Consider the following 26,269-nt stretch of genomic DNA (forward strand, 5'->3'; position numbering starts at 1 on the left):
TGATTGACCGTCCGTCGAAGACTGTACCTGACCTGTAAGTTCTGACAGTAGACCTGCATCGGACCGCAGCCTAGCTTGAAAGCTCGCCAGCAGAGGAATGGCAAGGCGCCAAGATGAAAGATCTATCCGTACTGATGGCGATTGCACGAGTAACCTATGCGAATAACAAAAGTACTTAGCGAAAAAGAGGTGCTATTGTTTTTTACGATAGCTTCTTTTTTATACGTATACCCTATTATCCATGCCGATTACGCCTATGTAGACGATAGTTGGCGAGAATTACTGGCGATCGATGACTGGTGGAGAATTCACGGCAGAGTGCTGGCTGAAATGCTTGCGAAGCTTATGGCGTTTAACAACGCAACCATTAATATTTTCCCGCTTCCATTATTGATTGCTACTTTTGCACTTGCCTATGCGATGACGAGACTGACGTTAAGGTATTTTCCTCGACCCGAGTGGACGGCGTGTCTCGTGGTGCTCCCGCTGCTCTGTAATCCTTTTTTTTTAGGTAACATCAGTTTCCAATATGATGGGCCGGGTATGATGTTGGCGGTTGTGGCTGCTGTTTTTTCTATCACCTGTCGTGTCCGCAATAGTTGCCTGCGAGGGTGCGTGTCGGCTATTTTAATAACAGTGCTGCTGAGCATCTATCAACTGGTCATCACAATTTTTATTGGGTTGTGCTGTATGGAGTGTTTGTGGAATGTCAGGAACGGCAAGCCGGCGCGGGAAGTGTTGAGAGAAATTGGGCAGCGCGGTTTACAGCTCTCCTTCGGAGGGTTTCTTTATTATTTTACCGCTTTCAAACTGACGAGCGACAGGCGCGGCTCGCTGGCGGAATTCGATTCGCACTGGCTTGAGGAGGTCGTCAGGAAATTTAAGTTCTCTATGGAAAAAGTGTTCGAGTTGATTAACGCCGGAAATGGATTTTTTTCTATTTTAATGGTGGTCGTAGCCGGTGTGGGATATGTTCTGGTCATCAAGAACGTTTTAGCAATGGCCGGCGGTAGGGGCGAAAAAATTTTAGTGCTGGGGGCCTGTTTATGCGTACCGCCGGTGCTGATTGTTTGTATCCCTGGTCCGATGTTATTCGTGCTGGACCCTGTTTTGGAAGCTCGGGACTATCTGGGATTTTCTGTAGTGTTGTTTTTGTTGCTGCTGATGAATCATGAGGTTCTGGGGCGTGTTGGGTATAGGTTGCGAATGCTTTTGGTGATACCCGTTTTGGCAATGTACTCATTTGGCTACGGCTATGGGCAAGTTCTTGTCGCAAAAAAAGAGCTTGAGACGGCCGTGGCAATGTTTGTAGCTTATGACATTGTTGCAACAGAAGAATTTTTCAACTCCCCTGTGCTTTATTATGTTGAACCCCCTGCTGATGGAAAATGGTTGCCCAAAGCGCAGGGTGCCATAAGTTATATGCCGGCGTTGCGATACCTTTTGAGCAGCTCCAGTATGGTGCTCCGCCCAAATACTTTACCTCAGTACGGTATTAATAATGTGGTTTCAGAGAGGCGCGCCGCTTTTGATGCGGCGACGGCTGAGGGCAAGACGTATAGGCGGGTGGTAGACAGGAAGTTCTATTCATTTTATGTCACTGATTCAGGTGATTTTATTGTCATGAAAGATTTAACGGGTTCCGAAGGGTACATCAGGGGATGGTGGCGATAGTTATGCAGCCACCACCTCCCGCGGCTCAAAACTATCCGCCTGCGCCATCTGCCACATCCGCGAGTAAAACGCCCCGTTGACCTCACCCGTCAGCAACTCCCCCGGCTTCAAAAACACATGCAACTGGGAAAACAATTTGATCTCGGTCGCCGACATGCGCCGCACCAAATGCTTGGGCTGCAATTGCGACGGATGCTCAAGCCCGGCGGCGGCGAGCATTTCGGCCAGGGCCTTGAGGGTGTTGCGGTGGAAGTTGTAGACCCGCTGGGCCTTGTCCGGGACGACCAGGGCGCGTTGGCGCAGGGTGTCCTGGGTGGCGACGCCGGTGGGGCATTTGTTGGTGTGGCAGCTTTGAGACTGGATGCAGCCGATGGCGAACATGAAGCCGCGGGCGGCGTTGGCCCAGTCAGCGCCGATGGCCAGGACGCTGGCGATGTCGAAGGCGCTGACGATCTTGCCGCTGGCGCCGAGCTTGATCTTGTCCCGCAGGTTCAGGCCCACCAAGGTGTTGTGCACGAACAGCAAGCCCTCGCGCAGCGGTACGCCGATGTGGTCGGTGAACTCCACAGGCGCGGCGCCGGTGCCGCCTTCCTTGCCGTCGACCACGATGAAATCGGGCAGGATGCCGGTTTCCAGCATGGCCTTGGCGATGCCCATGAATTCCCAGGGGTGGCCCAGGCAGAACTTGAAGCCCACCGGTTTGCCGCCGGACAGTTCGCGCAATTGCTGGACGAACTGCATCAGCTCGATCGGTGTGGAGAACGCGCTGTGGCAGGCCGGTGAAACACAGTCCTCGCCCATGAGAATGCCGCGGGTCTCGGCGATTTCCCGGGTGACCTTGTGCTTGGGCAGGATCCCGCCGTGGCCGGGTTTGGCGCCCTGGCTCATCTTGATTTCGATCATCCGCACCTGCGGGTTCTGTGCCTGGACGGCGAAGCGTTCGGGGTCGAAGTGCCCGTCGCTGGTACGGCAGCCGAAGTAGCCGCTGCCCAGCTCCCAAGTCAGGTCGCCGCCGTGTTCGCGGTGGTAAGGGCTGATGCTGCCTTCACCGGTGTCGTGGGCGAAGTTGCCCAGCTTGGCGCCTTGGTTCAAGGCGCGGATGGCGTTGGCGCTCAGGGAGCCAAAGCTCATGGCGGAGATGTTGAACACTGACGCCGAGTACGGCTGGGTGCATTGCGGGCCGCCGACCGTGACGCGAAAACCGCTGGGGTCGCTCAGTGGGGCGGGGCGCATGGAGTGGCCGATGAACTCGAACCCAGTCTGGTAGACGTCGATCAAGGTGCCGAAGGGTTTGTCGGCGCTTTCGTTCTTGGCCCGGGAATACACCAGCGAGCGTTGGGCCCGGGAAAAGGGCAGGGCCTCGCTGTCGGATTCGAGCAGGTACTGGCGGATCTCCGGGCGGATGCCTTCGACCAGGTAGCGGATGTTGCCCAGGATCGGATAGTTGCGCCGTACCGCGTGGCGGCTTTGCAGCAGGTCGAACAGCCCCAGCAGGCTCAGCAGCCCGGTCACCAGGGCGATTGGCCAGAGCCAGTCATGCTGCAGGAACGGCAGGCTGATGAGGGTGAAGATCACACAGCCGGCAAAGAAGGCGTAACGACTCAGCAGCGACAGGCTCATGCGGTTTCCTTGGGATTGGGCGCTTGGTGGGGGGTATGGTACTCAGGAACACGAGCCTTGTGGTGGACATGATGAAACCCAACCCCGTGGTGAGGGAGCTTGCTCCCGCTGGGGCGCGCAGCGGCCCCGAAACCCGGCGACGCGGTGGATCAGATTGAACGCGTGGCGTTTGAGAGAGAGGGATGCTGGCGCATCCAGCGGGAGCAAGCTCCCTCGCCACGGGTGTGTCTGGCTCTGAACGATCGATGTTCCAGGCTCTTCAGCCCGCCTGTTTCATCTGCCGCATCGGCAGTTCCACGCGAAAGGTGGTTCCGACACCGACTTCGCTGCGCACGGTGATGTCGCCGTGGTGTTTTTTCACGATTCCGTAGGACAGCGACAGCCCAAGCCCCGTGCCCTGGCCGACGGGCTTGGTGGTGAAGAATGGGTCGAAGATTTTCTGCAGGGTTTCCGGCGGGATGCCCGAGCCGTTGTCGGTGACTTCGATCCACACGCTTTCGTCCATCACGCCGTTACGCAAGGTGATGGTGCCGCGCTCCGGGCCGATGGCCTGGGCAGCGTTGACGATCAGGTTCATGATCACCTGGTTGATCTGCGACGGCAGGCATTCGACTTCCGGCAATGGACTGTATTGCTTGATCACGTCGGCCTTGTATTTGATTTCATTGGCGACGATGTTCAGCGTCGAATCGATGCCTTGTTGCAGATTGGCCAGCTGCCACTCCTGATTGGAATCGACGCGGGAGAAGTCCTTCAGGTCCTTGACGATTTGCCCGACCCGGGCGATGCCGTCCTTGGTTTCCTTGATCAGCACCGGAATGTCTTCGACCAGGAAATCCAGTTCCACCTGGTCGCGCAGCTTTTTGAGCTGCATCACCTGTTCCTGCGAAGCAATGTCTTGCTCGGCACTGCCATAAGCCGTGAGCATTTCCTGGAGTTTGCCGAAGTAGCCATCCAGCGCCCCCAGGTTGGAAGAAATGAAGCCGATCGGGTTGTTGATTTCGTGAGCCACGCCGGCCGCCAACTGGCCCAGCGAGGCGAGTTTTTCCGACTGCACCAGCTGGCTTTCGAGCATCTTGCGTTCGTCGATTTCCATTTGCAGCAGCTCGCTGGCCTGCTTGAACGCCTGGGTGCGCTGCTCCACCAGGTCCTCGAGCTTGTTCATCTTCAGGCGGGCCCGGGAGGTCATTTCCCATTTGGTGGTCAGGGTGTTGGCCATCTGCTGGACTTCGATGTTGTCGAAGGGTTTCTTCAGGATCAACAAGCGATCATGGCCGTTCAGGCGATCCAGCAGTTCGTCCCAGGAATAATCCGAATACGCGGTACAGACCACGACCTGAAGCTGCGGGTCGTGCTTCCAGAGCTCTTCGATGGTCTTGGCCCCATCCCAACCTTCGGGCATGCGCATGTCGACGAAGGCCAGGGCATAAGGGCGTTCTTTCGCCGCCGCTTCCAGCAGTTTCTTCAGGCCTTCCTGGCCGCCATAGGCCGAATCGAGCTCGAACACCGTGGCGGCAGGCTTCGGCGCATCGCCGAACAATGCGCTTTCCATGTCCTGCAAATCGGCATTGGTTTCATCCTCTGGCGTGAGGATCTTGCGAAAATCGTCATGAATGGCGGGTGTATCATCGATCAGCAAAATACGGCGGTTACTCATGCTATTCATGGCTCACCTTCTGCGAGTTTCAGGGGCAGTTGCAACTCGAACGTCGCTCCTGTGCCTGGCCCCTCACTGTGAGCGGTGAGGTGGCCGTTCATTTCAATCGCTGCCAATGCGCAGCTGTGCAGGCCAAAACCGTGGCCTTCCTTACGCGTGGTGAAACCATGGGCGAAGATACGCGTCATGTTTTCCTCGGGAATGCCTTCGCCTTCGTCCCTGACGCTGATCTGTAAGGTCTCGCCGTCGACGACCGAGGCCCTCAACGTAATATTCCGCGCATGGTTGGAAACCCCCGCCATGGCGTATTTGGCGTTGCTGATCAGGTTGATCAGGATCAGCAGCAAGCGGTGCTTGTCGCCCATGATCCTGGGCACCTCGCCGTATTCCTTGATCACCGTAACATGATGGCGGGTCAGGGCGCCGGAGTTCATGCGCAGGGCGTCTTCGAGCAGTTCGCTCACCACCAGCGGTTCCAGCAGGCTGTTGGCGCCGGCATAGGATTGCTGCGTGGAGACGATGTCCTTGATGTGGTCCACGCTCTTGCTCAACTGGGCCAGTTCCTCGGTCAGGCCTTGCTGCTCCAGCGCGATAGCCTCGACCAGTTGGTTGAGATAACCCGGCAGCAGCTTGCCTTTCGCGTCCTCGGTGAGGAAGTGCCCCAGGTCATCGGCGTGTTCATTGATCAGTTGCATCGCCTTGGCCAGGCCAAGGGCCTTGCTGCTGCGCAGTTTGCGGCTGACCAGGTCGGCGGAAATATTCACGCTGTTGAGCACATTGCCGACGTTGTGCAGCACGTTGGTGGCGATTTCCGCCATGCCGGCCTGGCGGGCGGTGTCCATCAGTTCGCTTTGGGTGTCCTTGAGCTGGCGGGTGCGCTCCTCGACCCGTTGCTCCAGTTCGTCGTTGGCCGTTTGCAGGGCGTTGTTGACCCGCTTGATTTCGGCAAAGCTGCGCACCAGTCGGATCGCCAGCCAGATCAGGATGAGTACCAGGAACGTGGCGAACACCAGCAGGTAGACGTGGTTACGCTGATGCTTGGCGGCGGCTGTTTCCTGATCCTTCTCCAACAGGCTGGTGATGGTGTCCAGGCGGCTCGCCACGGACACGGCCTGGATGTTCTGCAACAGTTCGTTGACCCGAGGTTGTTCGCGCAGGATCAGCGCAATGTGCCGGCGAAGGATGTCGACGGAGCCCTGGAGCTCGCCGGGCAAGCGTTCCTTGTTGATTTCCAGCTTGTTCAGGCCAAGCAAGACCTCAGCGGCAATCTCGGGGGTGGTGACCTGGGCGAACTCCATGCTGCTGAGCAGCAAGTCATAGGTGTCGATCGCGACGTTCTGCAGTTGCAACCTGTCCGCATCCGACAGCCGTGAGAACTCGCCCTGGATGTCGTCTTCGGCGGTGGGCAGGAAAGCCAGGGAATTGCGCAATAACGCGTTATGGGACTTGAACTGCTCCACCAGCCGGGTTTTTTCCTTGACTGCCTGCAAGTAATCGCTGCGCAGGCTTTCCCAGAGTGTGGCGGCATGGCGGCCCGGGACCGACTCGATGGCGTCGAGGCGTTGCCACAGGCCATTCATCTCATGCAGGGGCGAGACCAGGGGGTCATAGTTGTGGCTCAAGGCTACACGGGCCTTGAGCACTTCATTGTCCCAGATCGCATCCTGCTGCTTGAGCAGGCGGACCAGGTCCCGGGCTTCGATATAGGAAGCGGCTTGCTGGGCGCCCGTCTCGACGTACATGAACAGTAGGATCGAAGCCAGTAACAGACCGATGAACGCCAGGCCGAAGCGTCTCAGAGTGGTCATAGAGGCTTGCCCTCCCATTCGCCGGTCAGGGTCTTGAGGAATTCAACGATCAGCTCCGTATCCTTGCCGGCCGGTTCGCGTCCCAACTGGTACTTGAACATCACTTCCACCGCGCGTTCCAGGGTCGGTGCCGACCCGCTATGGAAATACGGCGCGGTGATGGCCACGTTACGCAGGCTGGGCACCTTGAAGACCTGGCGATCCGCTTCGTCACCCGTGACGTTGAAGCGTCCTTCATCGGCCCGGGTGGGGTTGCCCCGGTCTTGAATGTAGTCACCCATGACGCCGAATTTCTGGAACATGTTGCCGCCAATGTTCACGCCCTGGTGGCAAGCGATGCAGCCGTATTCCTTGAAGCGCTGGTAGCCGAACTTTTCCCGGGGGGTCAGGATGTCGGTATTGCCTTGCAGGTACTGGTCGAAGCGTGAATGAGGCGTCTGCAGGGTGCGTTCGTAATCGGCCAGGGCGCTGCGGATGCTGGCCTCGCTCACCCCCTCGGGGTAAGCCTCGGAAAAGTCCTTGGCATAGCCTGGGTTGTCGGCGATGCGCTTGACCACCGTTTCCCAGGTATTGCCCATCTCCGTGGGGCTGATCACTACGGTGTGCACCTGCTCTTCCAGGGTGTCGACGCGACCGTCCCAGAACTGGTGGAAGTTCAGGCTGGCGTTGAATACGGTCGGCGTGTTGACCTCCACGGGTTTGCCGTCGAAGCCCAGGGAAAGCGCCTTGTCGTCGGCACCGCCCTTGTCCAGGCGATGGCAGCTGGCGCAGGACAAGGTGTTATTGACCGACAGCCGTGGATCATTGAACAACCGCTGGCCCAGTTGGACGCGCTTGGGGTCGAGGGCAGGAACGGGTGGCAGTGGCTTGAGCGGTTCGTCCAGCGGCTCGGCGCGAACGCTCACGCTTGATCCCACGAGCAGGCCGAGAGCCAGAATCAGTCCATGTGACGCCATGGGATGCTTTCCTTGAAACTTTGGTTGAGGAAACTCGGGTGTTCACGAAAACGGGTTCTGGCGTAGCTCCCACTCAGTCATCCATTGGGCGAAGGCCTGGGGCTCCACCGCTTTGCTGAAGTAGTACCCTTGGGCCTCCTCGCACTGGTGGACCTTGAGAAACTCCAGCTGCTCACGGGTCTCCACGCCTTCGGCGATGATGTGCAGGTTCAAGCTCTTGCCCAGGCTGATGATCGTACTCACCAGTTTGGCGTCGTTGCTGTCGATGCTCAGGTCGCCTACGAACGACTGGTCGATCTTCAATACGTCCACCGGAAATTTCTGCAAATAGCTGAGGCTTGAATAACCTGTGCCGAAGTCGTCGATGGCCAGTCGTACCCCCAACTGCTTGATGGCCTTGAGGATGCCGACGGTGGTATCGACGTTTTGCATCAGCACGCTTTCGGTGATCTCCAGTTCTAACTGTGTCGGGTCCAGGCCGGTTTCCTTGAGGGTGCGGGCGATGCCTTCGACGAAGCCGCGCTGGCGAAAGTCGATGGCCGAGACGTTGACCGACAGGTACAACGGGCGCATCCCCTCGGCCTGCCAGCGGCAGGCTTGTTGGCAGGCTTCCTGGAGCACCCATTGGCTCAGCGGCACGATCAGCCCGCTGTCCTCGGCCACCGGAATGAAATCCGAGGGGTAGACCATGCCTGTATCCGGTCGATTCCAGCGCACCAGCGCTTCGACGCCGACCACTTTGCCGCTCGTCAGGTCGAGCTTGGGCTGGTAGTGCAGCAAGAACTCCTTGCGTTGCAGTGCCAGGCGCAAGCCCGATTCGATGGTCTGTTGCTGCCGGGCCCGGCGGTTCATGTCTTCGGTGAAGAATCGGTAGTCGTTGGGACCGTTCTCCTTGACGTTACGCATCGCCGTTTCGGCTTTCTTGATCAGCGCCACCGCGTCGAAACCGTCGGTCGGGTAGACGCTGATGCCCAGGCTCGCGGTGACGGTCAGGTCATGGCCGTCGATGGGTTGGGGCGCGCTGATGGCCGCCAGCAACTTGTCGGCCACGCCCTTGGTCTGTTGCGGGTCGACGACGTCTCCCAGCACCACCACGAACTCATCGGAGCCATAGCGGAACACCGAATCGGATTCGCGCACCACGGTCGCCAGCACCCTGGCGACCCGCTTGAGCATTTCGTCGCCCACCGGATGCCCCAAAGCGTTATTGATGCGCTTGAAACGGTCCAGGCCGATGAACATCACCGCCAGTTGCCGGTCGTGCCGGCGGCACTGGGCCATGCTCTGGGTCAGGCGATCGCCCAGCAACATGCTGTTGGGCAGCTCTGTGAGCACGTCGTATTGCAGCAGGTGCGAGACCTTGAGCAGTTCCTGGACGCGCTCTTCTATGGTGCGCTCCAGGCTGCGCATTTTTCTCGCCGCATCCTGGGCCAACTGCCATTTCCAGGTCATGGCACTGGCCATCTGGCGAATTTCCAGGGTGTCGAAGGGCTTCTTGAGAATCAGCAACTGATCGTCGAACTCGATCCGTTCGGACATGGTTTCCCAGGAGTAGTCCGAGAACGCCGTGCACAACGCGATCTGCAGGCGCGGGTCGGCCTCCCACAGCCGCTCGATGGTTTGCAGGCCGTCCCAGCCCGGTGGCATGCGCATGTCGGCGAACACCAACGCATAAGGCTGGCCTTCGGATTGGGCGCGCTTGACCAGTTCCAGCGCCTCTTCACCCTGATAGGCCGAGTCGATCTGGAATTGCAGGCGACTGACCTGGGCCGTGCCGAACAGCAGGCTCTCGGTGTCGTCCAGCGAATCGTCGACGCCGGCGCTGGGGCTGAGGATCTTGCGAAAGTCCTGGTGGATTGCCGGTGTGTCATCCACCACCAGGATTCGCCGGTTGGCAGGTACCGACATCGGGTTCATGGGATGCTCTCCGATAGCTGGCTCGGCGGCCGGGTCCAGTTGTCCGTCACCGGGACGATGCTGCCGGCCTTGAGCAGTTCGGCGGCCTGGCCGCTGTCGACCACGGTGCTGAAATAGTGCCCCTGGGCCTGCATCGCCCCGCCGCTGGACATCAGCGTGGTGCGTTGCTCCTGGGTCTCGACGCCTTCGGCAATGATGCCGATGCCCACGTCCCGGGCGAAGTTGATGATCGCCCGCAGGGTCGTGGCGTTCTCGGGGTCGGCGTTGGCGCTGTCGAGAAAACGCTGGGCAAGCTTGAGGTGGTTGACCCGATAAGTCTTGAGGTAATCGAACGAGGAGTACTCGGTGCCGAAGTCATCGATTGCAATCTGCACGCCCAGTTCACACAGGCGCGGCAGCACATCGTTGTGGGTCCACTTGGTCTGGGCCAGGGTCGCCTCGGTAACGTCGAAACGCAGGTCCCAGGGTGCAAGCTCCCAGCGCGCGGTGGTGCGCAGCACGTCGTAGATCAGTTCCGGGCCGGTCTTGAGTTGGGTCAGCGACAGGTCGATGGCGATCACCGGCGGCGCCATGCCCTGGTCGCGCCATTGGCGCATCTGCTGGCAGGCCTGGTCCAGCACCCAATGGCCCAGGCCGATGATGATGCCGGTCTTCTCGGCGGCCGGCATGAATGACTTCGGTTCCAGCCAGCCACGTTGGGGGTGGTTCCAGCGCACTTGCACGCCCATGCCGAGGATCTTGCCGGTGCCGAGGTCGACTTCGGGCAGATAATGCAGGTGCAGTTCGTTGTTTTCGATGGCTTGGCGCAGGTCACTGGCCAGGGCGACCCGGTCCGTGACTTCCTGGTTGATCTCCTCGTTATGGAAATGGTACTGGTTGCGGCCTTTCTCCTTGGAGCGATACAGAGCCATGTCGGACTGCGCCATCAGGCTGTCGGCGCTCAGGCTCTGTGGGGTATACAGGGCAATGCCGATGCTCACGGAAATCCGCACGTCGTTGCCGTCCAGGGAATAGGGCGCCACCAGCGTGTCGCGAATCTTCGCTGCCAGCGCGGCGCAATGCGTGGCCTCATGGACGTCCAGTTGCAGGATGGCGAATTCGTCGCCACCCAGGCGCGCCACCACGTCGTTTTCCCGGGTACAGGCCTTGATCCGCGCAGCGACTTCCTGCAGCAGCAGGTCACCGATGGGATGGCCCAGCGTGTCGTTGATTCGCTTGAAGTGATCCAGGTCCAGGTAAAACATCGCAAATGGCGCGGCTCCCCGGCGCGCCGCGGCGAAGGCCTGGTGCAGGCGCTCGATCACGGTGGCGCGGTTGGCCAGCCCGGTCAGGCCGTCGGTGCGGGCCAGCAGGGCGATTTTCTCTTCGGCCAGCTTGCGTTCGGTGATGTCCAGGATGATGCCTTCGACCTCAAGCAGCAGGCCCTGCTCGTTGCGCACCGGAATGTAGCGGTTCTCCACCCAGCGGAACGTGTCGTCGCCGGTGCGCATGCGGAACTCGATCGAGGCGCCCGCGTTGTCCCGGTCCAGGACGCGGACCATGGCTTCGTCGACTTTGCCCTGGTCATCGGGATGGATCAGGATCTGCGCCCAGTCCGGCGCGTTGATCAGTTGCGCCGCGACATGGCCGAACTTGGTGATGTTATGGGAGATGTACATCAAGGCGAACGGTGGCTCGCCCCGCAGGCGATAAAGGATGGTCGGGCTGTTCTGCACGATGATATTGGCGTCGGCCAGCTCACGGGTGCGCTCCTGCACCGCCCGTTCGAGCATGTCCATTTTCAATGCTGCGTCTTCGGTCATCTGCCATTTGACGGTCAGGGCACTGGCCATCTGACGGATCTCGATGGCATCGAAGGGTTTTTTCAGGATGAGCAGGCGATCGCCCAGGTCGAGGCGCTGGGCGATGTCTTCCCAGGAATAATCCGAATAAGCGGTGCACAGCGCCACTTGCAGCTTGGGGTCGGCGCGCCACAGCCGTTCGATGGTCTCCAGGCCATCCCAGCCGGGGGGCATGCGCATGTCGATGAACGCCATGGCGTAGGGTTGCCCCTGGGCGAGCGACGACTCCACCTTGTTCAGGGCCTCCATGCCCTGGAAGGCTGAATCCAGCACGAAGTTCTGGGCAGAAACCGCTATTGGCTCGCCGAACAAGGCCGCTTCGGCACTGCTCAGGCGGTCCTCTGGGTGCGAATCGGGGCTGAGGATCTTGCGAAAATCCTCATGGATCGTCTGGGTGTCATCGACGATCAGGATCCGCCGATTGGTTTTCTCCATCGGCAGGCTCATGGCCGTACGCCGCGAAGATGCTGATTAAAGAAACGTGGGCACATCTGATATCCCTTTCGCTGGCATGAGCATTCTGGCCTGTACTTGGCCCTTCATGGGGTACAGCATAGTCGTCTCATCGGGATGCGCCGGTCGGTGATGGCAAATTGTTTCTAAATTTTCGCAATCTACTAGCCTGTCTTTTGGGGGTAAGGTAGAACAGTTGTCGTGAACAGGAGGGGGTTGTAATGGAAGATCAGACGCCGGACGTTCCGGTTAATAAGCCCACGGTGTTGTTGGTCGATGATGAAGAGTCGATCCTCAATAGCCTGCGGCGGTTATTGCGCAGCCAGCCGTATGAAATCCTGTTGGCCGACAGTGGCGCCAAGGCCTTGGAAATCCTCAAGGAACGGCCGGTTGACCTGGTGATGACCGATGCGCGCATGCCCAACATGGACGGCGCGACGCTGCTGGCACAGATCCGCAAGCTCTATCCCTCGACGCTGCGCATCCTTCTCACCGGTTACGCCGACGTGGACATGATGACCAAGGCCATCAACGAGGGGCAGCTCTATCGCTACCTCAGCAAGCCGTGGAATGACGAGGAACTGGTGCAGGCCCTGCGCCAGGCCCTGGCCCACCAGCATTCCGAAAGCGAGCGCCAGCGCCTCGAAGCGCTGAACCGCGAGCAGAACCAGCAACTCAAGACACTGAACGCGACCCTGGAAAAGCGCGTGGCCTCGCGTACTTCCGAGCTGCAACAGACCGCCGACATGCTCGACCTGGCCTATGACGAGCTCAAGCGCAGCTATGTGACCAGCACCGAAGTGTTCTCATTGATCGCCAACCTGCGCCTGCCCAAGGCCAAGCAGACCAACCGGCAGATCATCGAGCTGATCAGGGTTTACAGCCGGCTGCATTTCCTCGACGAATCCACCGACCGCGACCTGACCATGGCCGCGGCGCTCTACAACATCGGCAAACTGAGCTGGACCGACAACATGATGGTCACGCCTGCCGACATGCTGCATCACAGTGAGCTCGATCTATACCGGGCCTATCCGAAGCAGAGCGAGTCGCTGCTGATGACCCTGGATCCGATGAAAGACGCGGCGCGGATCATCCTGCATCACCAGGAACGTTGGGACGGCAGCGGCTTCCCCGATCGCCTCAAGGGCGAGGCTATTCCGTTCGGTTCGCGGCTGCTGAAGCTGGCGGTGGACTTCATCGAACTGCAACGTGGGCTGATCCTCGAGCGGCAGATGAACAGCGACGAAGCACTGGTCTACATCCGCAACTACGCCGGCAAGCTGTACGACCCTGCCTTGATCGAGGACTTCATCAAGGCGTGCGGTGAATACCTTGAAGATGTGACCTTGTCCGACCCGACGGTGCAGGTCATGAGCACCCGGGAACTGGAGGCCGGCATGATCCTGGCACGCAACCTCAACGCCGACAACGGCATGCTGCTGCTCAATGCCGGCAAGGTCCTGAACGGTCCGCTGGTGGATAAACTCATCGCCTTCGAATCGATGGAAGGAGCCCGGTACAGCGTGTTCGTCAAGAAGCCGGAGGAAGAAGATCCTTCGGTGCCGAAGCCGATTTTGGGGTGAAGCGGATTTGACGAGCGACGCAATCCTCCCTGTGGGAGCGGGCTTGCCCGCGAAGGCACAATGTCAGTCGATACATTGGGTGACTGATACGCCGCTTTCGCGAGCAAGCCCGCTCCCACAGGGGGATGTGTATGGGGCCAGATCCGGCGCCAGGCTTTGCTCCTGCCGCCAGGGTCTGTAACCTTCCTGGCATTTTTCTGCCCAAGGCTTCGACCCTCCATGAGCACTTCCATCATCCGCATCGCCGCCGCCCTGTTGATCGGGCCGGACGGTCGAACCCTGCTGGTACGCAAGCGCGATACCCTGGCTTTCATGCAACCGGGCGGCAAGATCGAGGCCCATGAACAACCGGTCCAGGCCCTGGCCCGGGAACTGGATGAAGAGCTTGGACTGAAGATCGACCCGGCCCAGGCCCGCTATCTGGGGCCGTTCAGCGCCCAGGCCGCCAACGAGCCGGGTTTCATCGTGCAGGCTGAAGTGTTTTTGCTGAACATCGACGCTGTGGTTTCTCCCGCCGCCGAAATCGAGGAAGTCCGCTGGATCGACCCGGCGGGTGACGGCGGTCTTTTCCTGGCACCGTTGACAGGGCAGGTGATCCTGCCGTTCTATCGAGCCACCCATCCCGTGATCTGCTGACTCAAGGATTTATGCTCATGATTGCGTTGCCGGACCTGCTGATTTTCGCCGCTGCCGCCTTGCTGATGGTGCTGACACCCGGCCCGAACATGATCTACCTGATTTCCCGCTCGATCTGCCAGGGTCGCAAGGCCGGGGTCACGTCCCTGCTGGGGGTGGTGGCGGGGTTCTTCGTGCACATGTTCGCGGCGGCGGCGGGGCTGACGGCGGTGTTCCTGGCGGTGCCCGTGGCCTATGAAGTATTGAAATGGGCCGGTGCGCTGTACCTGTTGTGGCTGGCCTGGCAGGCCGTGAAGCCGGGCGCACGCTCGCCCTTCGAGGCCCAGCAACTGCCGGTCGATTCGACGCGCAAGCTGATCACCATGGGCTTTCTCACCAGCGCCCTGAACCCGAAGATCGCGGTGTTCTATCTGTCGGTGTTCCCGCAGTTCATCAGCCCCGAACACGGTTCGCTGTTCAGCCAGAGCCTTATCCTGGGGCTGACCCAGATCAGCGTCAGTTTCAGCGTTAACCTGCTGATTGCCTTGTTCGCGGCGGGCATTGCCTCGTGGTTCGTCCACAACCCCACCTGGCTGGCTGCGCAGCGCTACTTCATGGGCTTTGTCCTGGGGGCGCTGGCGCTGCGCCTGATGCTTGAGCAGCGGCGTTCGGCGTGAACATTCGACGGCTGCGGGCCGTGGATGCCCAGGCATATCGCCAGCTGATGCTCCAGGCCTACGCGCTTCATCCCCAAGCCTTCACCTCCAGCACCCGCGAGCGGGCCGCGTTGCCCATCAATTGGTGGGAATCGCGCCTGACCAGCCGGCTCGATGTGTTGTTGGGGGCGTTCGTGGAGGAAGAACTGGTGGGTATTGTCGGGCTGGCCCTGGAACCCCGGGAAAAAGCCCGGCACAAGGCGCTGTTGTTCGGTATGTACGTCACCGAGGCCCATTGTCATCGGGGGCTCGGTTATCAACTGGTCCAAGCGGCGATCGATGAAGCCCGCCGCCATGCCTTTTTGCGCCTGGTGCAACTGACCGTCACCGCCGGCAACGACCCGGCCGTCAAACTCTACCAACGCTGCGGCTTCGTGCTCTACGGCCTCGAGCCCCAGGCGATTTGCGTGGGCGACGAATACTTCGACAAAATCCACATGTGGCTTGAACTCTAAAACCTTTCATGACCGTTGAGCTTTTGTGGCAAGGGGGCTAAAGCACTGCGGATCCCCCCTGTGGGAGCGGGCTTGCTCGCGAAGGCGGCGTATCAGTCGCAAGCAGCGCTGCCTGACCCACCGCTTTCGCGAGCAAGCCCGCTCCCACAATGGATTTGTGCTGTGAACACGATCAATGCCACCCAGCAAATCCCTGTGGGAGCGGGCTCGCTCGCGATTGGAACGACTCGGTCTCACCGAACGGCACTGACCCCATCCAGTGTCGAGAATGAAGTGTCCTTGGCTGTCAGCAGAAAGTCGCGCATGTACGGTGCATCGAGCATATCGGTGCGCACCGCCGCGTAGAGCGTGGCAAACAGACCTTTCTCCCCGAGGCGCTTGGCCTTCACGTAGCCCCGTGAGCTGTATTCATGCAGCGCCCAGTGCGGCATGCCGCACACACCTCGGCCGCTGGCGACCAGTTGCATCATCATCACCGTCAGTTCAGAAGTGCGCACCTGGGCCGGTTCGATGTCGGCCGGCTCCAGGAAGCGGGTGAAGATGTCCAACCGGTCCCGTTCCACCGGGTAGGTGATCAAGGTTTCGCTGATCAGATCCTCGGGCACGATGTAGGGCTTGCCTGCCAGGCGATGCTGGTTGGCGACGGCGAGCATCGCTTCGTAGGTGAACAGCGGCACATAAGTGATGCCCGCCAGTTCCAGCGGATCGGAAGTCACCACCAGGTCCAGATCGCCCCGGGCCAGGGCCGGCAGCGGGGCGAAGGCGAAGCCCGAGGCCAGGTCCAGCTCGACTTCCGGCCAGGCGTCGCGGAACTGGTCGATGGTCGGCATCAACCATTGGAAGCAACTGTGGCATTCGATCGCCATGTGCAGGCGCCCGGCGGTGCCGCCGGCCAATCGGGCAATGTCCCGTTCGGCGCCGCGCAGCAAGGGCAGGGTAGCGTCGGCCAGTTGCAACAGGCGCAGGCCGGCGCTGGTGAACCGTACCGGCTTGGTCTTGCGCACGAACAACGGCATTCCCAGGCGCTCTTCCAACTCCTTGAACTGATGGGATAGGGCGGACTGGGTCAGGTGCAGGCGTTCGGCGGCTTCCACCAGGCTATCGGCTTCGCGCAAGGCATGCAGCGTCTTGAGGTGACGGATTTCAAGCACCGCGGGCTCCATGAGTAAAACTTGTGATCAACACGAAAACGTTGAGTTTGTCTCATGTAGCCCCGGCTGTCGACAATGGCGCCATCTTTTACAGGAGGACTCACACCATGGCCCTGGCCCACACCCTCGGTTTCCCCCGCATCGGCGCCGACCGCGAATTGAAAAAAGCCCTTGAAGCCTACTGGAAGGGCGACCTCGCGCAGGCCGCATTGCAGACCGTAGGGCGTGAACTGCGGGCCCGGCATTGGCAATTGCAGAAAGACGCCGGCATCGACCTGCTGCCCGTTGGGGATTTCGCCTGGTACGACCAAGTGCTCGGTCACACCTTGGCGTTGGGCGCCGTTGCGCAGCGCTTCCAAAACACTTTGGATTCCGACGGCCAACCGACCCTCGACACCCTGTTCGCCATGGCCCGTGGCGCCACAACCAGTTGCTGCGCCGCCGACCACGGACACACGCAACACGCCCTGGAACTGACCAAGTGGTTCGACACCAACTACCACTATCTGGTCCCGGAGTTTTCCGCCGACCAGACTTTCGCCCTGAGCTGGACGCAGTTGTTCGACGAAGTCGATGAGGCCCACGCCCTAGGGCATCGGGTCAAGCCGGTGATTATCGGCCCGCTGACCTACCTGTGGCTGGGCAAGGCCAAGGGGGCGGCGTTCGACAAGCTCGACCTGCTGGAGCGCCTGCTGCCGGTCTACGGTGAAATCCTCAATCGCCTCAAGGCCCAGGGCGTGGAGTGGGTGCAGATCGATGAACCGATCCTCACCCTCGACCTGCCCCAGGCCTGGAAAAGCGCCTTCGAGCGGGCTTATCACATCCTTCAGTACTCGCCGCTGAAAAAACTTGTCGCGACTTACTTCAGTGGCCTGGCAGACAACCTCGGCCTGGCGGTGGGCCTGCCGGTGGACGGCTTGCACATCGACGCGGTGCGCGCACCGGAGCAACTGGGTCAGGTGCTGGACCGCCTGCCGACCTACAAGATTCTCTCGGTGGGCCTGGTCAACGGGCGCAACGTCTGGCGTTGCGAGCTGGAGCAGGCGCTGGTGCAATTGCAACCGGCTCAGGAGCGTTTTGGCGATAACCTGTGGGTCAGCACTTCGTGCTCGCTGCTGCACAGCCCCGTGGACCTGGAACGTGAAGACCGCCTCGATCCCGAACTCAAGAGTTGGCTGGCCTTCGCCGTACAGAAGTGCGGGGAAGTGGCCGTGTTGCGCGATGCGCTGAACGATCCGCAGGCGCCCGCCGTTCGGCAGGCCTTGGCCGACAGCCAGAATGTACAGGCCAGCCGCGCCCGCTCGACTCGCATTCACAAACCTGAAGTCCAGGCCCGGCTGGCGGCGATCGGCCCCCAGGACAGCCAGCGGCGTTCACCGTTTGCCCAACGCATCGAACAGCAGCATGTGCGGCTGAAGTTGCCGGCGCTTCCCACCACCACCATCGGTTCTTTCCCGCAGACCCCGGCGATTCGCCTGGCACGCCAGGCCTACAAGCAAGGCAAACTTTCGGCCGACGATTATCAGGACGCCATGCACACCGAGATTCGCCATGCCGTGCAGATCCAGGAACGCCTGGGCCTGGATGTGCTGGTACACGGTGAAGCCGAGCGCAATGACATGGTGGAATATTTCGCCGAGCAACTGGACGGCTACGCCTTTACCCGTTTCGGCTGGGTGCAGAGCTACGGTTCGCGTTGCGTGAAGCCGGCGATCATCTACGGTGACATCAGCCGACCCAAGGCCATGACCGTCGACTGGATCCGCTATGCGCAAAGCCTCACCGACAAAGTCATGAAGGGCATGCTCACTGGCCCCGTGACCATGCTGATGTGGTCGTTCCCCCGCGAGGACGTGTCACGCCAGGTCCAGGCCCAACAACTGGCCTTGGCCCTGCGGGACGAAGTGGTGGACCTGGAAAAGGCCGGGATCAGGATCGTGCAGATCGACGAGGCGGCGTTTCGCGAAGGCTTGCCGCTGCGTCGCGGACAATGGCAGGAATACCTGGACTGGGCCGTGGAGGCTTTCCGCTTGAGCGCGTCGGGCGTGAGCGATGAAACCCAGATCCACACCCACATGTGCTACAGCGAGTTCAATGACGTGATCCAGGCCATCGCCGCCATGGACGCCGACGTCATTACTATCGAGACCTCGCGTTCGGCCATGGAACTGCTGGACGCATTCGAGGCCTTCGACTACCCCAACGACATCGGCCCGGGCGTCTACGACATCCACTCGCCACGGGTGCCGGACACGGCCGAGATGGTTGCATTGCTGAGCAAAGCCGCGAAGCGCATCGCCCCCGAACGGCTCTGGGTCAATCCCGACTGCGGCTTGAAAACCCGGGCCTGGCCGGAGACGGAAGCGGCGCTGGTGAACATGGTCGCGGCGGCCCGGCAGTTGCGTAGTCAGTTGGCTTGAGACTCGGATGTTGTGGCCGAACACCATGTTTCTGGCAAGGGAGCTTTTTGTGGTGAGGGAGCTTGCTCCCGCTGGGCTGCGCAGCAGCCCCAAAATTCCATGCCTTGATCATATTTCGAGGTTGAAGCGTTTTGGGACCGCTTCGCGGTCCAGCGGGAGCAAGCTCCCTCGCCACAGAGGGCCCACATAGCTTCAAAAGTAACCACTGGGCAATCTTCATCAAACTGTCACGCAACTGTGGCAGCGCGCTTGAACAAACTTCATCAGACTCGCGCTCTACTGGAGTCCTGCGTTTTGGTGTTTGTTCATGCGTGTATTCATTTTCCTGGCCGCTTTGTTCTGCGGCTTGCCGTCGTTTGCGGCTTCTCGTTGTGATGTCAACGTCGCGACCCAACGGGTCGATCTGGACCAGGTGAGCCTGGCGTACCAGAGCATTGGCCGTGCGTCGGATCCGGCGCTGCTGCTGGTGATGGGCCTGGGCGGGCAGTTGATCCATTGGCCGGACGAAGTGGTGGTGGCCTTGTGTGAACAGGGTTTCCGGGTGATTCGCTACGACAACCGCGACGTGGGTCTGTCGACCTGGCGCCAGGCGCCCGGCAGCGCCAACCTGACCTTCGAAGCCCTGCGCTACAAGCTTGGCCTGGCTGTAGACGCGCCGTATACCTTGACCGACATGGCCGACGACGGGCTGGGGTTGATGGATGCGTTGGGTGTGCAACGCTTTCATGTATTGGGGGCGAGCATGGGCGGGATGATCGCGCAGCACATGGCGGCCATGGCGCCAGGGCGGGTCGAGAGCCTGACCCTGATCATGACCAGTTCCGGCGCCCAGGGCCTGCCCGCGCCCAGCGAACGCCTGGTGCAATTGTTATCCCGGCGTGGTGCGCCGAATCGCGAAATGGCCTTGGAACAGCAAGCCGATCTGTTGGCCGCCCTGGGCAGCCCGATGGTGGTCGACGACCGTGAGGCACTGTTGCATCAGGCCGCCCTGGCCTATGACCGAGCCTTCAACCCCGAGGGCGTGAAGCGCCAGATCATGGCGATCATGGCCGAACCCAGCCGGGTGGCATTGCTCAATCAGCTGCGAGTGCCCACCTTGGTCGTCCACGGCACCGCCGACCCGTTGCTGCCGGTAATGCATGGCGTACATCTGGCGGCGCACATCCAGGGCAGTCAGCTGAAGCTGATCCCGGGCCTTGCCCATCGGTTCCAGGATGCGTTCAAGGCGCCATTGCTGGGGGCGGTGCTGCCGTATCTGAAGCAGCACCGCGAAGACGCCTCACACTGGGCGCAGATCGAGCCGGTGCAGGCGCCGAATCTGCTGTGACCACTTGAGGCTGGTGCGATTTATGTGGCGAGGGAGCTTGCTCCCGCTGGGCTGCGCAGCAGACCCATCATCTACTTGTCGCCGCGGTGCCCCAGGCAGAACCCAGGGGTTGCTGCGCAACCCAGCGGGAGCAAGCTCCCTCGCCACGGTTCCGTCCATCCTCGATATCTGGATGGTTGGCGCTACCGCGCCTGAGCCTGCGCCACCAGCCACCCCATCAATTCCTGCAACGGCCCCGATGCCTGGGGCTTGCGCGGATGCACCAAGTGATAGCCCAACCCGGTCTTGACCTTCAGCTCGAACGGCATCACCAGCCGTCCGGCGCTCAGGTCGTCGCCGATCAGCGACCAATCACCAATCGCCACGCCGGTGCCCTGGGAAGCCATGGACATGGCCAGGTCGAGGGTTTCGAAATGCTGGCCTTTGCTGACATTGCTCAAGTGCACGTCGGCCGCATCGAGCCAGGCGTTCCAGTCGCGCTCGTCACGGGTCGGGTGCAGCAGCAGGTGTTGCTGCAGGTCGGCAGGTTCACGCAGCGGCACGGGGCCTTCCAGAATCGTGTGGGAGCAGACGGGCGTGAGTTGTTCATCGAACAGGTGCAGGCAGGCCAGCGGCTCATCCGGCGGCGGGCCGTAGACCACCGCCGCGTCGAAAGTCTCGCGCTGGAAATCCACGCCGTGCCTGACGGTGGTGGTCAGTTCCACCGGCACGTCCGGCCGTTCCTTCTGCCATAGCAACAGGCGTGGCAGCAGCCAGCGCATCACACAGGTCGGGGCCTTGAGTTGCAGGGTCTGGCGCTTCTCGCCGACTTGCTCCACCGCTTCGCCGATCAGGCTGAACACCTGCTGCACCCGCGGCAGCCACGCCTGGCCTTCAGTGGTCAGGCTCAGGCCCCGTGCGTGACGCTGGAACAGCGCATAGCCCAAGTGATCCTCCAGCCCGGCAATCTGCCGACTCACCGCCCCTTGAGTGATGTGCAGTTGTTCGGCAGCCCGGGTGAAGTTGCAGCATTGGGCCGTGATCAGAAACGTGTGCAGCGCGGGCAGCGGGGGAAGTCGTTTCATTTGGATCCAAGCCATGACGTAAGGACATGGCTAGTATGACTTTTTATCCATTGTTGCCGCTATGGCCTGCCCGTTCCAATAACGCCATTCCCAAGGATAAACAAGGGCCTCGCAGCGTGCTGCGGATGCCCCGTCCAAGACAAGAAGAAGGGCAGTGGCAATGGCGACGTGCGGCGAAGTATTGGTCAAGTTACTCGAAGGTTATGGCGTGGAGCAGGTGTTCGGCATCCCCGGCGTGCACACCGTTGAGTTGTACCGCGGGCTGGCCCGTTCAAGCATCCGTCACGTGACGCCTCGTCATGAACAGGGCGCAGGTTTCATGGCCGACGGCTACGCCCGCGTCAGCGGCAAGCCCGGCGTGTGCTTCATCATCACCGGCCCTGGCATGACCAACATCACCACCGCCATGGGCCAGGCCTACGCCGATTCGATCCCGATGTTGGTGATCTCCAGTGTGCAATCGCGCAGCCAGTTGGGCGGCGGACGCGGCAAGCTGCATGAACTGCCGAACCAGGCTGCGCTGGTAGGCGGCGTGGCGGCGTTTTCCCACACGCTGATGTCTGCCGCCGAGTTGCCCGGCGTGCTGGCGCGGGCTTTTGCCTTGTTCCAGGCCGGGCGGCCACGGCCGGTGCACATTGAAATTCCGTTGGACGTGCTGGTGGAAGACGCCGACGCGTTGCTCGCCAGTTCGCCAGTGAACATCAGCCGCGCCGGCGCCGCGCCGAACGCCGTGGCGCTCATGTCTGCCAAGCTGGCGGCGGCCAGGCGGCCGCTGATCCTGGCCGGTGGTGGTGCCATCGACGCAGCGGCCGAACTGACCGAACTGGCCGAACATCTCGGCGCCCCGGTGGCGCTGACTATCAATGCCAAAGGCATGCTGCCCTCGCGCCATCCGTTGCTGATCGGTTCGACACAGAGCCTGGTCGCCACCCGCGCACTGGTGGCGGAGGCCGATGTGGTTCTGGCTATCGGCACCGAGCTGGCCGAGACCGACTACGACATTAGCTTCGCCGGTGGTTTCGAGATTCCCGGTGCGTTGCTGCGTATCGACATCGACCCGGACCAGACCGTGCGCAATTACCCGCCGCACTTGGCGCTGGTAGCCGATGCCCGTAGTGCCGCGCAAGCGTTGCTCGAGCAGCTGAGCCGACAACCCTTGGCCGAGCGCCACAAGGAGTGGGGCCCGGCCCGTGCGGCTCGCTTGCGTGCCGACCTTGCAGAAAGCTGGGATGCTGCGACGCGGGCCCAGAGCCTGTTTCTCGACACCGTGTTGCAGGCACTGCCTGACGCGGTTTTTGTCGGCGACTCCACGCAACCGGTGTACACCGGCAACCTGACGTTCAACCCCGAGCAGCCACGGCGCTGGTTCAATTCGTCCACCGGCTACGGCACGCTCGGCTATGCGCTGCCGGCGGCCATCGGCGCCTGGCTCGGCGGCCAGGGCCAAGGTCATGACCGCCCGCCCGTGGTGTGCCTGATCGGTGACGGCGGGTTGCAGTTCACCCTGCCGGAGCTGGCCAGCGCCGTGGAAGCGCGCACACCGGTGATCGTGCTGTTGTGGAATAACCAGGGCTACGAGGAGATTAAAAAATACATGGTCAACCGCGCCATCGAGCCGGTGGGCGTGGACATCTACACCCCGGATTTCCTCGGGGTCGCCAAGGCCCTGGGTTGCGCCGCCGAAGCCATCGGTGACGTGGCGCAACTGCACGCCGCATTGCTCGCCGCCTGCGACCGACAAGGCCCGACCCTGATTGAAATCGATCAGGCCCGTTGGATGCTGGAGGTGTCGAAATGAGCGCGCTTACCACTCAGGACGGGTTGTACATCAATGGCCAGTGGTCCGCTGGCAATCAACCTTTGCGGGTGATCAACCCGGCGACCGAGGCGCTGCTGGCCACGGTGCATGGCGGCGATGAGCACGCCGTCGACCAGGCCTTGGACGCCGCGACCCGGGCTTTCGGCCAATGGTCGATGACCACCGGTGCTGAACGCGGCGCGATCTTGCGCCGGATCGCCAGCGGCGTGCGAGACGGTCGCGAGCGGCTGATGCACCTGCAATCGAGCAACAACGGCAAGCCGCTGTTCGAAGCGGCCATCGATGTCGACGACGTGGTCGCGACTTTCGAATATTACGCCGAACTGGCCGAGGGCCTGGACGCCCGCCAAGACAGTTCGCTGCCATTGCCCAGCGATGATTTCAGCGCGCGCCTGCGCCGCGAACCCTGTGGTGTGGTCGGCTTGATCGTGCCGTGGAACTTCCCGATGGTCACCACCGCCTGGAAACTCGCGCCGGCCTTGGCTGCCGGCTGCTGCGTGGTGCTCAAACCGTCGGAAGTCACGCCATTGCCGGAGCTGGAACTGGCTTCGATCATCGCCGGATGCGGCTTGCCTGACGGGGTGTTCAACCTGGTCTGCGGCACGGGCCTGGCGGTTGGCGCGCCGCTGGCGGCGGACCCACGGGTGGCGAAAGTCTCCTTCACTGGCAGCAACGCCGTCGGTGTGCAAGTGATGCAACGGGCGGCGGAAACGGTCAAGGGCGTGAGCCTGGAACTGGGCGGCAAATCGTCCCTGCTGGTGCTGGCCGACGCTGATCCGGACCTGGCGGTGGAGCTGGCCTGTGGCGGCGGTTTCTTCAATGCCGGGCAGATGTGTTCGGCCACCAGCCGTGTACTGGTTGCCGAGGAGTTGGTCGACGAATTCCTTCACCGGCTCAAGGCGCGTGCCGAGGCAATCCGCGTGGCCGACCCGTTCGACCCGGACGTGGAGATGGGCGCGCTGGTCAATCAGGCGCAATACCAGCGGGTGCTGGGGCACATCGACCGCGGCTTGAGCGCCGGGGCGACGCTGGTGTGCGGCGGTCAGCGACCGGCCCATCTGCCACGCGGCTTTTTTTTACAGCCGACGATTTTTGCCGATGTGCCCTTGGACAGTGCGTTGTGGTGCGAGGAGATTTTCGGGCCGGTGCTGTGTGTGCGCAGTTTCAGCACCCAGGCGCAGGCGATTGCCCTGGCCAACGACAGCCGTTTCGGCCTGGTGGCCAGTGTTGTCAGCCGTGATATCGAGGCGGCCGAACAGGTGGCCAACGCTTTGCAGGCAGGGCTGGTGTGGATCAACGCACCCCAGGTGATTTTTCCCCAGGCAGCATGGGGCGGCTACAAGCAGAGCAGTCTGGGCCGCGAGTTGGGGCCTTGGGGACTGGCGGCATTCCAGGAGATCAAGCATGTCATCCGGGCCGTCTGACGGCACGGTATGAGGTCATGCATGCCTCGAAAAAAGGCATGCGCCAGGAACATGGCTTCAATGAGTTTTTATCGATAGTCAGGGATTTTGCACAACCTCAGGATGGCCCTGGACACCGGCGAAGCCCTTGCATTACGGGGCTTTTGTCGGCGTCGACGGGTACGGGCGCAACGGTTTTGACCCACCTCATACTTAAAAAAACAAAGGGAGTCCTCCATGGGCGAGCATGATCTGAACAGACGTCAATTCATCAAGACTGCAAGTGTGGTTTCGGTCGCGGCGGCCGCCATGAGCGTGCCGTTCATCAGTGCCCGGGCCAGCGATACGCGCTTCGTCGGCAAGACCCTGCGCCTGCTGACCTGGTCCGATGACACCGGGCTGGCGGCGCTGCGCAACATCGCAGCGACCTTCGAGGCCAAGACCGGGGCCAAGGTCATTGCCGACCGCACCGGCAGTACCTCGGAAATGGTCGCCAAGCTCAAGGCCGGCGGCGACCGGCCGCAGTACGACATCATCACCCTGGCCGGCGTCGGCGCCGAGGGCCTGGCCGCCGCCGGGCTGCTGGAAAAGCCCGACCTCAACCGCATCCCCAATCTGGTCGATGTACCACCGCAATACCGCACCGGCGCGGGCGGCCACGGCATTGGCTACCTGCTGTGGTGCAACAGCCTGGTCTACAGCACCCGTACCTTGAAACAGGCGCCGGACAGTTATGCGGCACTGTGGGACGCAGACCTGGCGCCGAACATTTTCCTGCCGCCGCCGAACTGGACCGAGGCCATGGACCTGATCATCATCGCCGCCAAGTTGGCCGGTGGTGACGAACACAACATCGAACCCGGATTCAAGAAACTCGCCGAGCTCAAGGACCGGGTGGTGACCCTGGGGGAAAATCCCAACCAGATCGCCGAGCTGTTCCGCACGGGCTCCCTGGACATGGGCGGGTTGTACGCACCGGCGTTTTTCCCCAAGCAGATCCGCGACCCGGCCTACAGCCTGGGCGCGACGTTCGGCATGAAGGAAGGTTTCTACACCGACCTGATGCTCTCGGTCATGCCCAAGAACCGCCCCGGCGACACCGACCTGGCCTACGCCTTCCTCGACCACTCCCTCGACCCGCTGGTGCAGGGCAAGATGGCCGAAGACATCTTCAACGGCCCGGTCAACGCCAAGGCCATCATCTCCAGCGAAGCGCGCAAGAGCCCGTACATCCTCACCCCGGAGCAAATCGCCGACAAAGCGATCATGCACGACAACGCCTTCCTGGCGACGGTGCATGACCAGTGGATTCGCCGCTACACGGAAATCTTCTCCTCCTGATACCCAGTTCCACTGTGGGAAATGCAGGGTTCTGTGGCCGCCGCAGAACCAGCGTGGGAAATGGATGATTTTGTGGTCGCCGCAGAACCAATGTGGGAGCGGGCTTGCTCGCGATAGCGGTGGGTCAGTTGATGGAGATGTTGGCTGTGCTGCCGCCTTCGCGAGCAAGCTCGCTCCCACAGGGGATTGGGGGAGATGCATGGTTTTTGTGGCCGCCGCAGAACCAGTGTGGGAGCGGGCTTGCTCGCGAAAGCGGTGGGTCAGTTGACGGAGATGTTGGCTGTGCTGCCGCCTTCGCGAGCAAGCTCGCTCCCACAGGGGATTGGGGGAGATGCATGGTTTTTGTGGTCGCCGCAGAACCAATGTGGGAGCGAGCTTGCTCGCGAAAGCGGTGGGTCAGTTGACGGAGATGTTGGCTGTGCTGCCGCCTTCGCGAGCAAGCTCAC

Annotated in this window: 18 protein-coding genes; 10 read left to right on the forward strand and 8 right to left on the reverse strand. The window is 61.3% G+C overall.

The genetic code is table 11. The features are described 5' to 3' along the window. The first annotated feature begins 156 nt into the window (after window positions 1-156). Window positions 157-1,674 (forward strand): glucosyltransferase domain-containing protein, encoded by a 1,518-nt coding sequence (locus AD663_RS04960; RefSeq protein ID WP_053213368.1) that lies wholly within the window; start codon window positions 157-159, stop codon window positions 1,672-1,674. Here the strand turns inward: AD663_RS04960 and AD663_RS04965 are convergent, their stop codons facing one another. The 6 genes from AD663_RS04965 to AD663_RS04990 form a co-directional block, all read right to left on the reverse strand. Beyond that, window positions 1,675-3,294 carry an FMN-binding glutamate synthase family protein gene (locus AD663_RS04965; RefSeq protein WP_053213369.1) on the reverse strand — a complete coding sequence of 540 codons (1,620 nt, stop codon included), beginning with the start codon at window positions 3,292-3,294 and terminating at the stop codon, window positions 1,675-1,677. 259 nt (window positions 3,295-3,553) lie between these two features. Further along, a complete protein-coding gene (locus AD663_RS04970; RefSeq protein ID WP_053213370.1) occupies window positions 3,554-4,960 on the reverse strand; it encodes an ATP-binding protein in 1,407 nt (468 codons plus the stop codon). Next, a complete protein-coding gene (locus AD663_RS04975) occupies window positions 4,957-6,759 on the reverse strand; it encodes a DAHL domain-containing protein (protein WP_053213371.1) in 1,803 nt (600 codons plus the stop codon). The genes AD663_RS04970 and AD663_RS04975 overlap by 4 nt, the downstream gene beginning before the upstream one ends. Next, window positions 6,756-7,715: a cytochrome-c peroxidase gene (locus tag AD663_RS04980; protein ID WP_053213372.1), complete on the reverse strand. Its 960-nt coding sequence runs from the start codon at window positions 7,713-7,715 to the stop codon at window positions 6,756-6,758. The genes AD663_RS04975 and AD663_RS04980 overlap by 4 nt, the downstream gene beginning before the upstream one ends. Window positions 7,716-7,757: 42 nt before the next feature. Then, the gene (locus AD663_RS04985; RefSeq protein WP_003178456.1) at window positions 7,758-9,632 is read right to left on the reverse strand and encodes a bifunctional diguanylate cyclase/phosphodiesterase; all 1,875 of its coding nucleotides are present in this window, start codon (window positions 9,630-9,632) and stop codon (window positions 7,758-7,760) included. Continuing rightward, the gene (locus AD663_RS04990; protein WP_053213373.1) at window positions 9,629-11,920 is read right to left on the reverse strand and encodes an EAL domain-containing protein; all 2,292 of its coding nucleotides are present in this window, start codon (window positions 11,918-11,920) and stop codon (window positions 9,629-9,631) included. The genes AD663_RS04985 and AD663_RS04990 overlap by 4 nt, the downstream gene beginning before the upstream one ends. Before the next feature lie 227 nt (window positions 11,921-12,147). Here AD663_RS04990 and AD663_RS04995 point away from each other — a divergent pair, with 227 nt between their 5' ends. The 4 genes from AD663_RS04995 (at window position 12,148) to AD663_RS05010 (ending at window position 15,298) form a co-directional block, all read left to right on the forward strand. Continuing rightward, window positions 12,148-13,512 (forward strand): HD domain-containing phosphohydrolase, encoded by a 1,365-nt coding sequence (locus tag AD663_RS04995; protein WP_053213374.1) that lies wholly within the window; start codon window positions 12,148-12,150, stop codon window positions 13,510-13,512. A gap of 219 nt (window positions 13,513-13,731) precedes the next feature. Continuing rightward, window positions 13,732-14,148 carry an NUDIX domain-containing protein gene (locus AD663_RS05000; RefSeq protein WP_053213375.1) on the forward strand — a complete coding sequence of 139 codons (417 nt, stop codon included), beginning with the start codon at window positions 13,732-13,734 and terminating at the stop codon, window positions 14,146-14,148. Window positions 14,149-14,165: 17 nt separating this feature from the next. Continuing rightward, a complete protein-coding gene (locus AD663_RS05005; RefSeq protein WP_053213376.1) occupies window positions 14,166-14,804 on the forward strand; it encodes a LysE family translocator in 639 nt (212 codons plus the stop codon). Beyond that, window positions 14,801-15,298 (forward strand): GNAT family N-acetyltransferase, encoded by a 498-nt coding sequence (locus AD663_RS05010; RefSeq protein WP_053213377.1) that lies wholly within the window; start codon window positions 14,801-14,803, stop codon window positions 15,296-15,298. The genes AD663_RS05005 and AD663_RS05010 overlap by 4 nt, the downstream gene beginning before the upstream one ends. A 233-nt stretch (window positions 15,299-15,531) precedes the next feature. Here AD663_RS05010 and metR read toward each other — a convergent pair whose 3' ends face one another. Continuing rightward, window positions 15,532-16,449 carry a transcriptional regulator MetR gene (gene metR, locus AD663_RS05015; RefSeq protein ID WP_003178472.1) on the reverse strand — a complete coding sequence of 306 codons (918 nt, stop codon included), beginning with the start codon at window positions 16,447-16,449 and terminating at the stop codon, window positions 15,532-15,534. 107 nt (window positions 16,450-16,556) lie between these two features. On the opposite strand from metR, the gene metE reads away from it, so the two are divergent. After that, window positions 16,557-18,869, forward strand: coding sequence for a 5-methyltetrahydropteroyltriglutamate--homocysteine S-methyltransferase (gene metE, locus AD663_RS05020; RefSeq protein WP_053213378.1), 2,313 nt, complete (start codon window positions 16,557-16,559; stop codon window positions 18,867-18,869). Window positions 18,870-19,176: 307 nt separating this feature from the next. Beyond that, window positions 19,177-20,196 (forward strand): alpha/beta fold hydrolase, encoded by a 1,020-nt coding sequence (locus AD663_RS05025; RefSeq protein WP_003178475.1) that lies wholly within the window; start codon window positions 19,177-19,179, stop codon window positions 20,194-20,196. Window positions 20,197-20,378: 182 nt separating this feature from the next. On the opposite strand, the gene AD663_RS05030 is transcribed toward AD663_RS05025, so the two are convergent. Further along, window positions 20,379-21,260 carry a LysR substrate-binding domain-containing protein gene (locus AD663_RS05030; RefSeq protein WP_053213457.1) on the reverse strand — a complete coding sequence of 294 codons (882 nt, stop codon included), beginning with the start codon at window positions 21,258-21,260 and terminating at the stop codon, window positions 20,379-20,381. A gap of 160 nt (window positions 21,261-21,420) precedes the next feature. Between AD663_RS05030 and AD663_RS05035 the strand changes: the two genes are divergently transcribed. The 3 genes from AD663_RS05035 (at window position 21,421) to AD663_RS05045 (ending at window position 25,823) form a co-directional block, all read left to right on the forward strand. Next, a complete protein-coding gene (locus tag AD663_RS05035) occupies window positions 21,421-23,058 on the forward strand; it encodes a 5-guanidino-2-oxopentanoate decarboxylase (RefSeq protein WP_053213379.1) in 1,638 nt (545 codons plus the stop codon). Next, complete coding sequence (locus AD663_RS05040; protein ID WP_053213380.1) at window positions 23,055-24,503, forward strand: aldehyde dehydrogenase family protein; 1,449 nt, start codon at window positions 23,055-23,057, stop codon at window positions 24,501-24,503. The genes AD663_RS05035 and AD663_RS05040 overlap by 4 nt, the downstream gene beginning before the upstream one ends. Before the next feature lie 216 nt (window positions 24,504-24,719). Next, complete coding sequence (locus AD663_RS05045) at window positions 24,720-25,823, forward strand: ABC transporter substrate-binding protein (protein ID WP_003178483.1); 1,104 nt, start codon at window positions 24,720-24,722, stop codon at window positions 25,821-25,823. Window positions 25,824-26,269: the final 446 nt, after the last annotated feature.

The sequence above is a fragment of the Pseudomonas sp. Q12-87 genome (genome assembly GCF_001269755.1).
GTDB classification, from domain to species: Bacteria; Pseudomonadota; Gammaproteobacteria; order Pseudomonadales; family Pseudomonadaceae; genus Aquipseudomonas; species Aquipseudomonas fluorescens_S.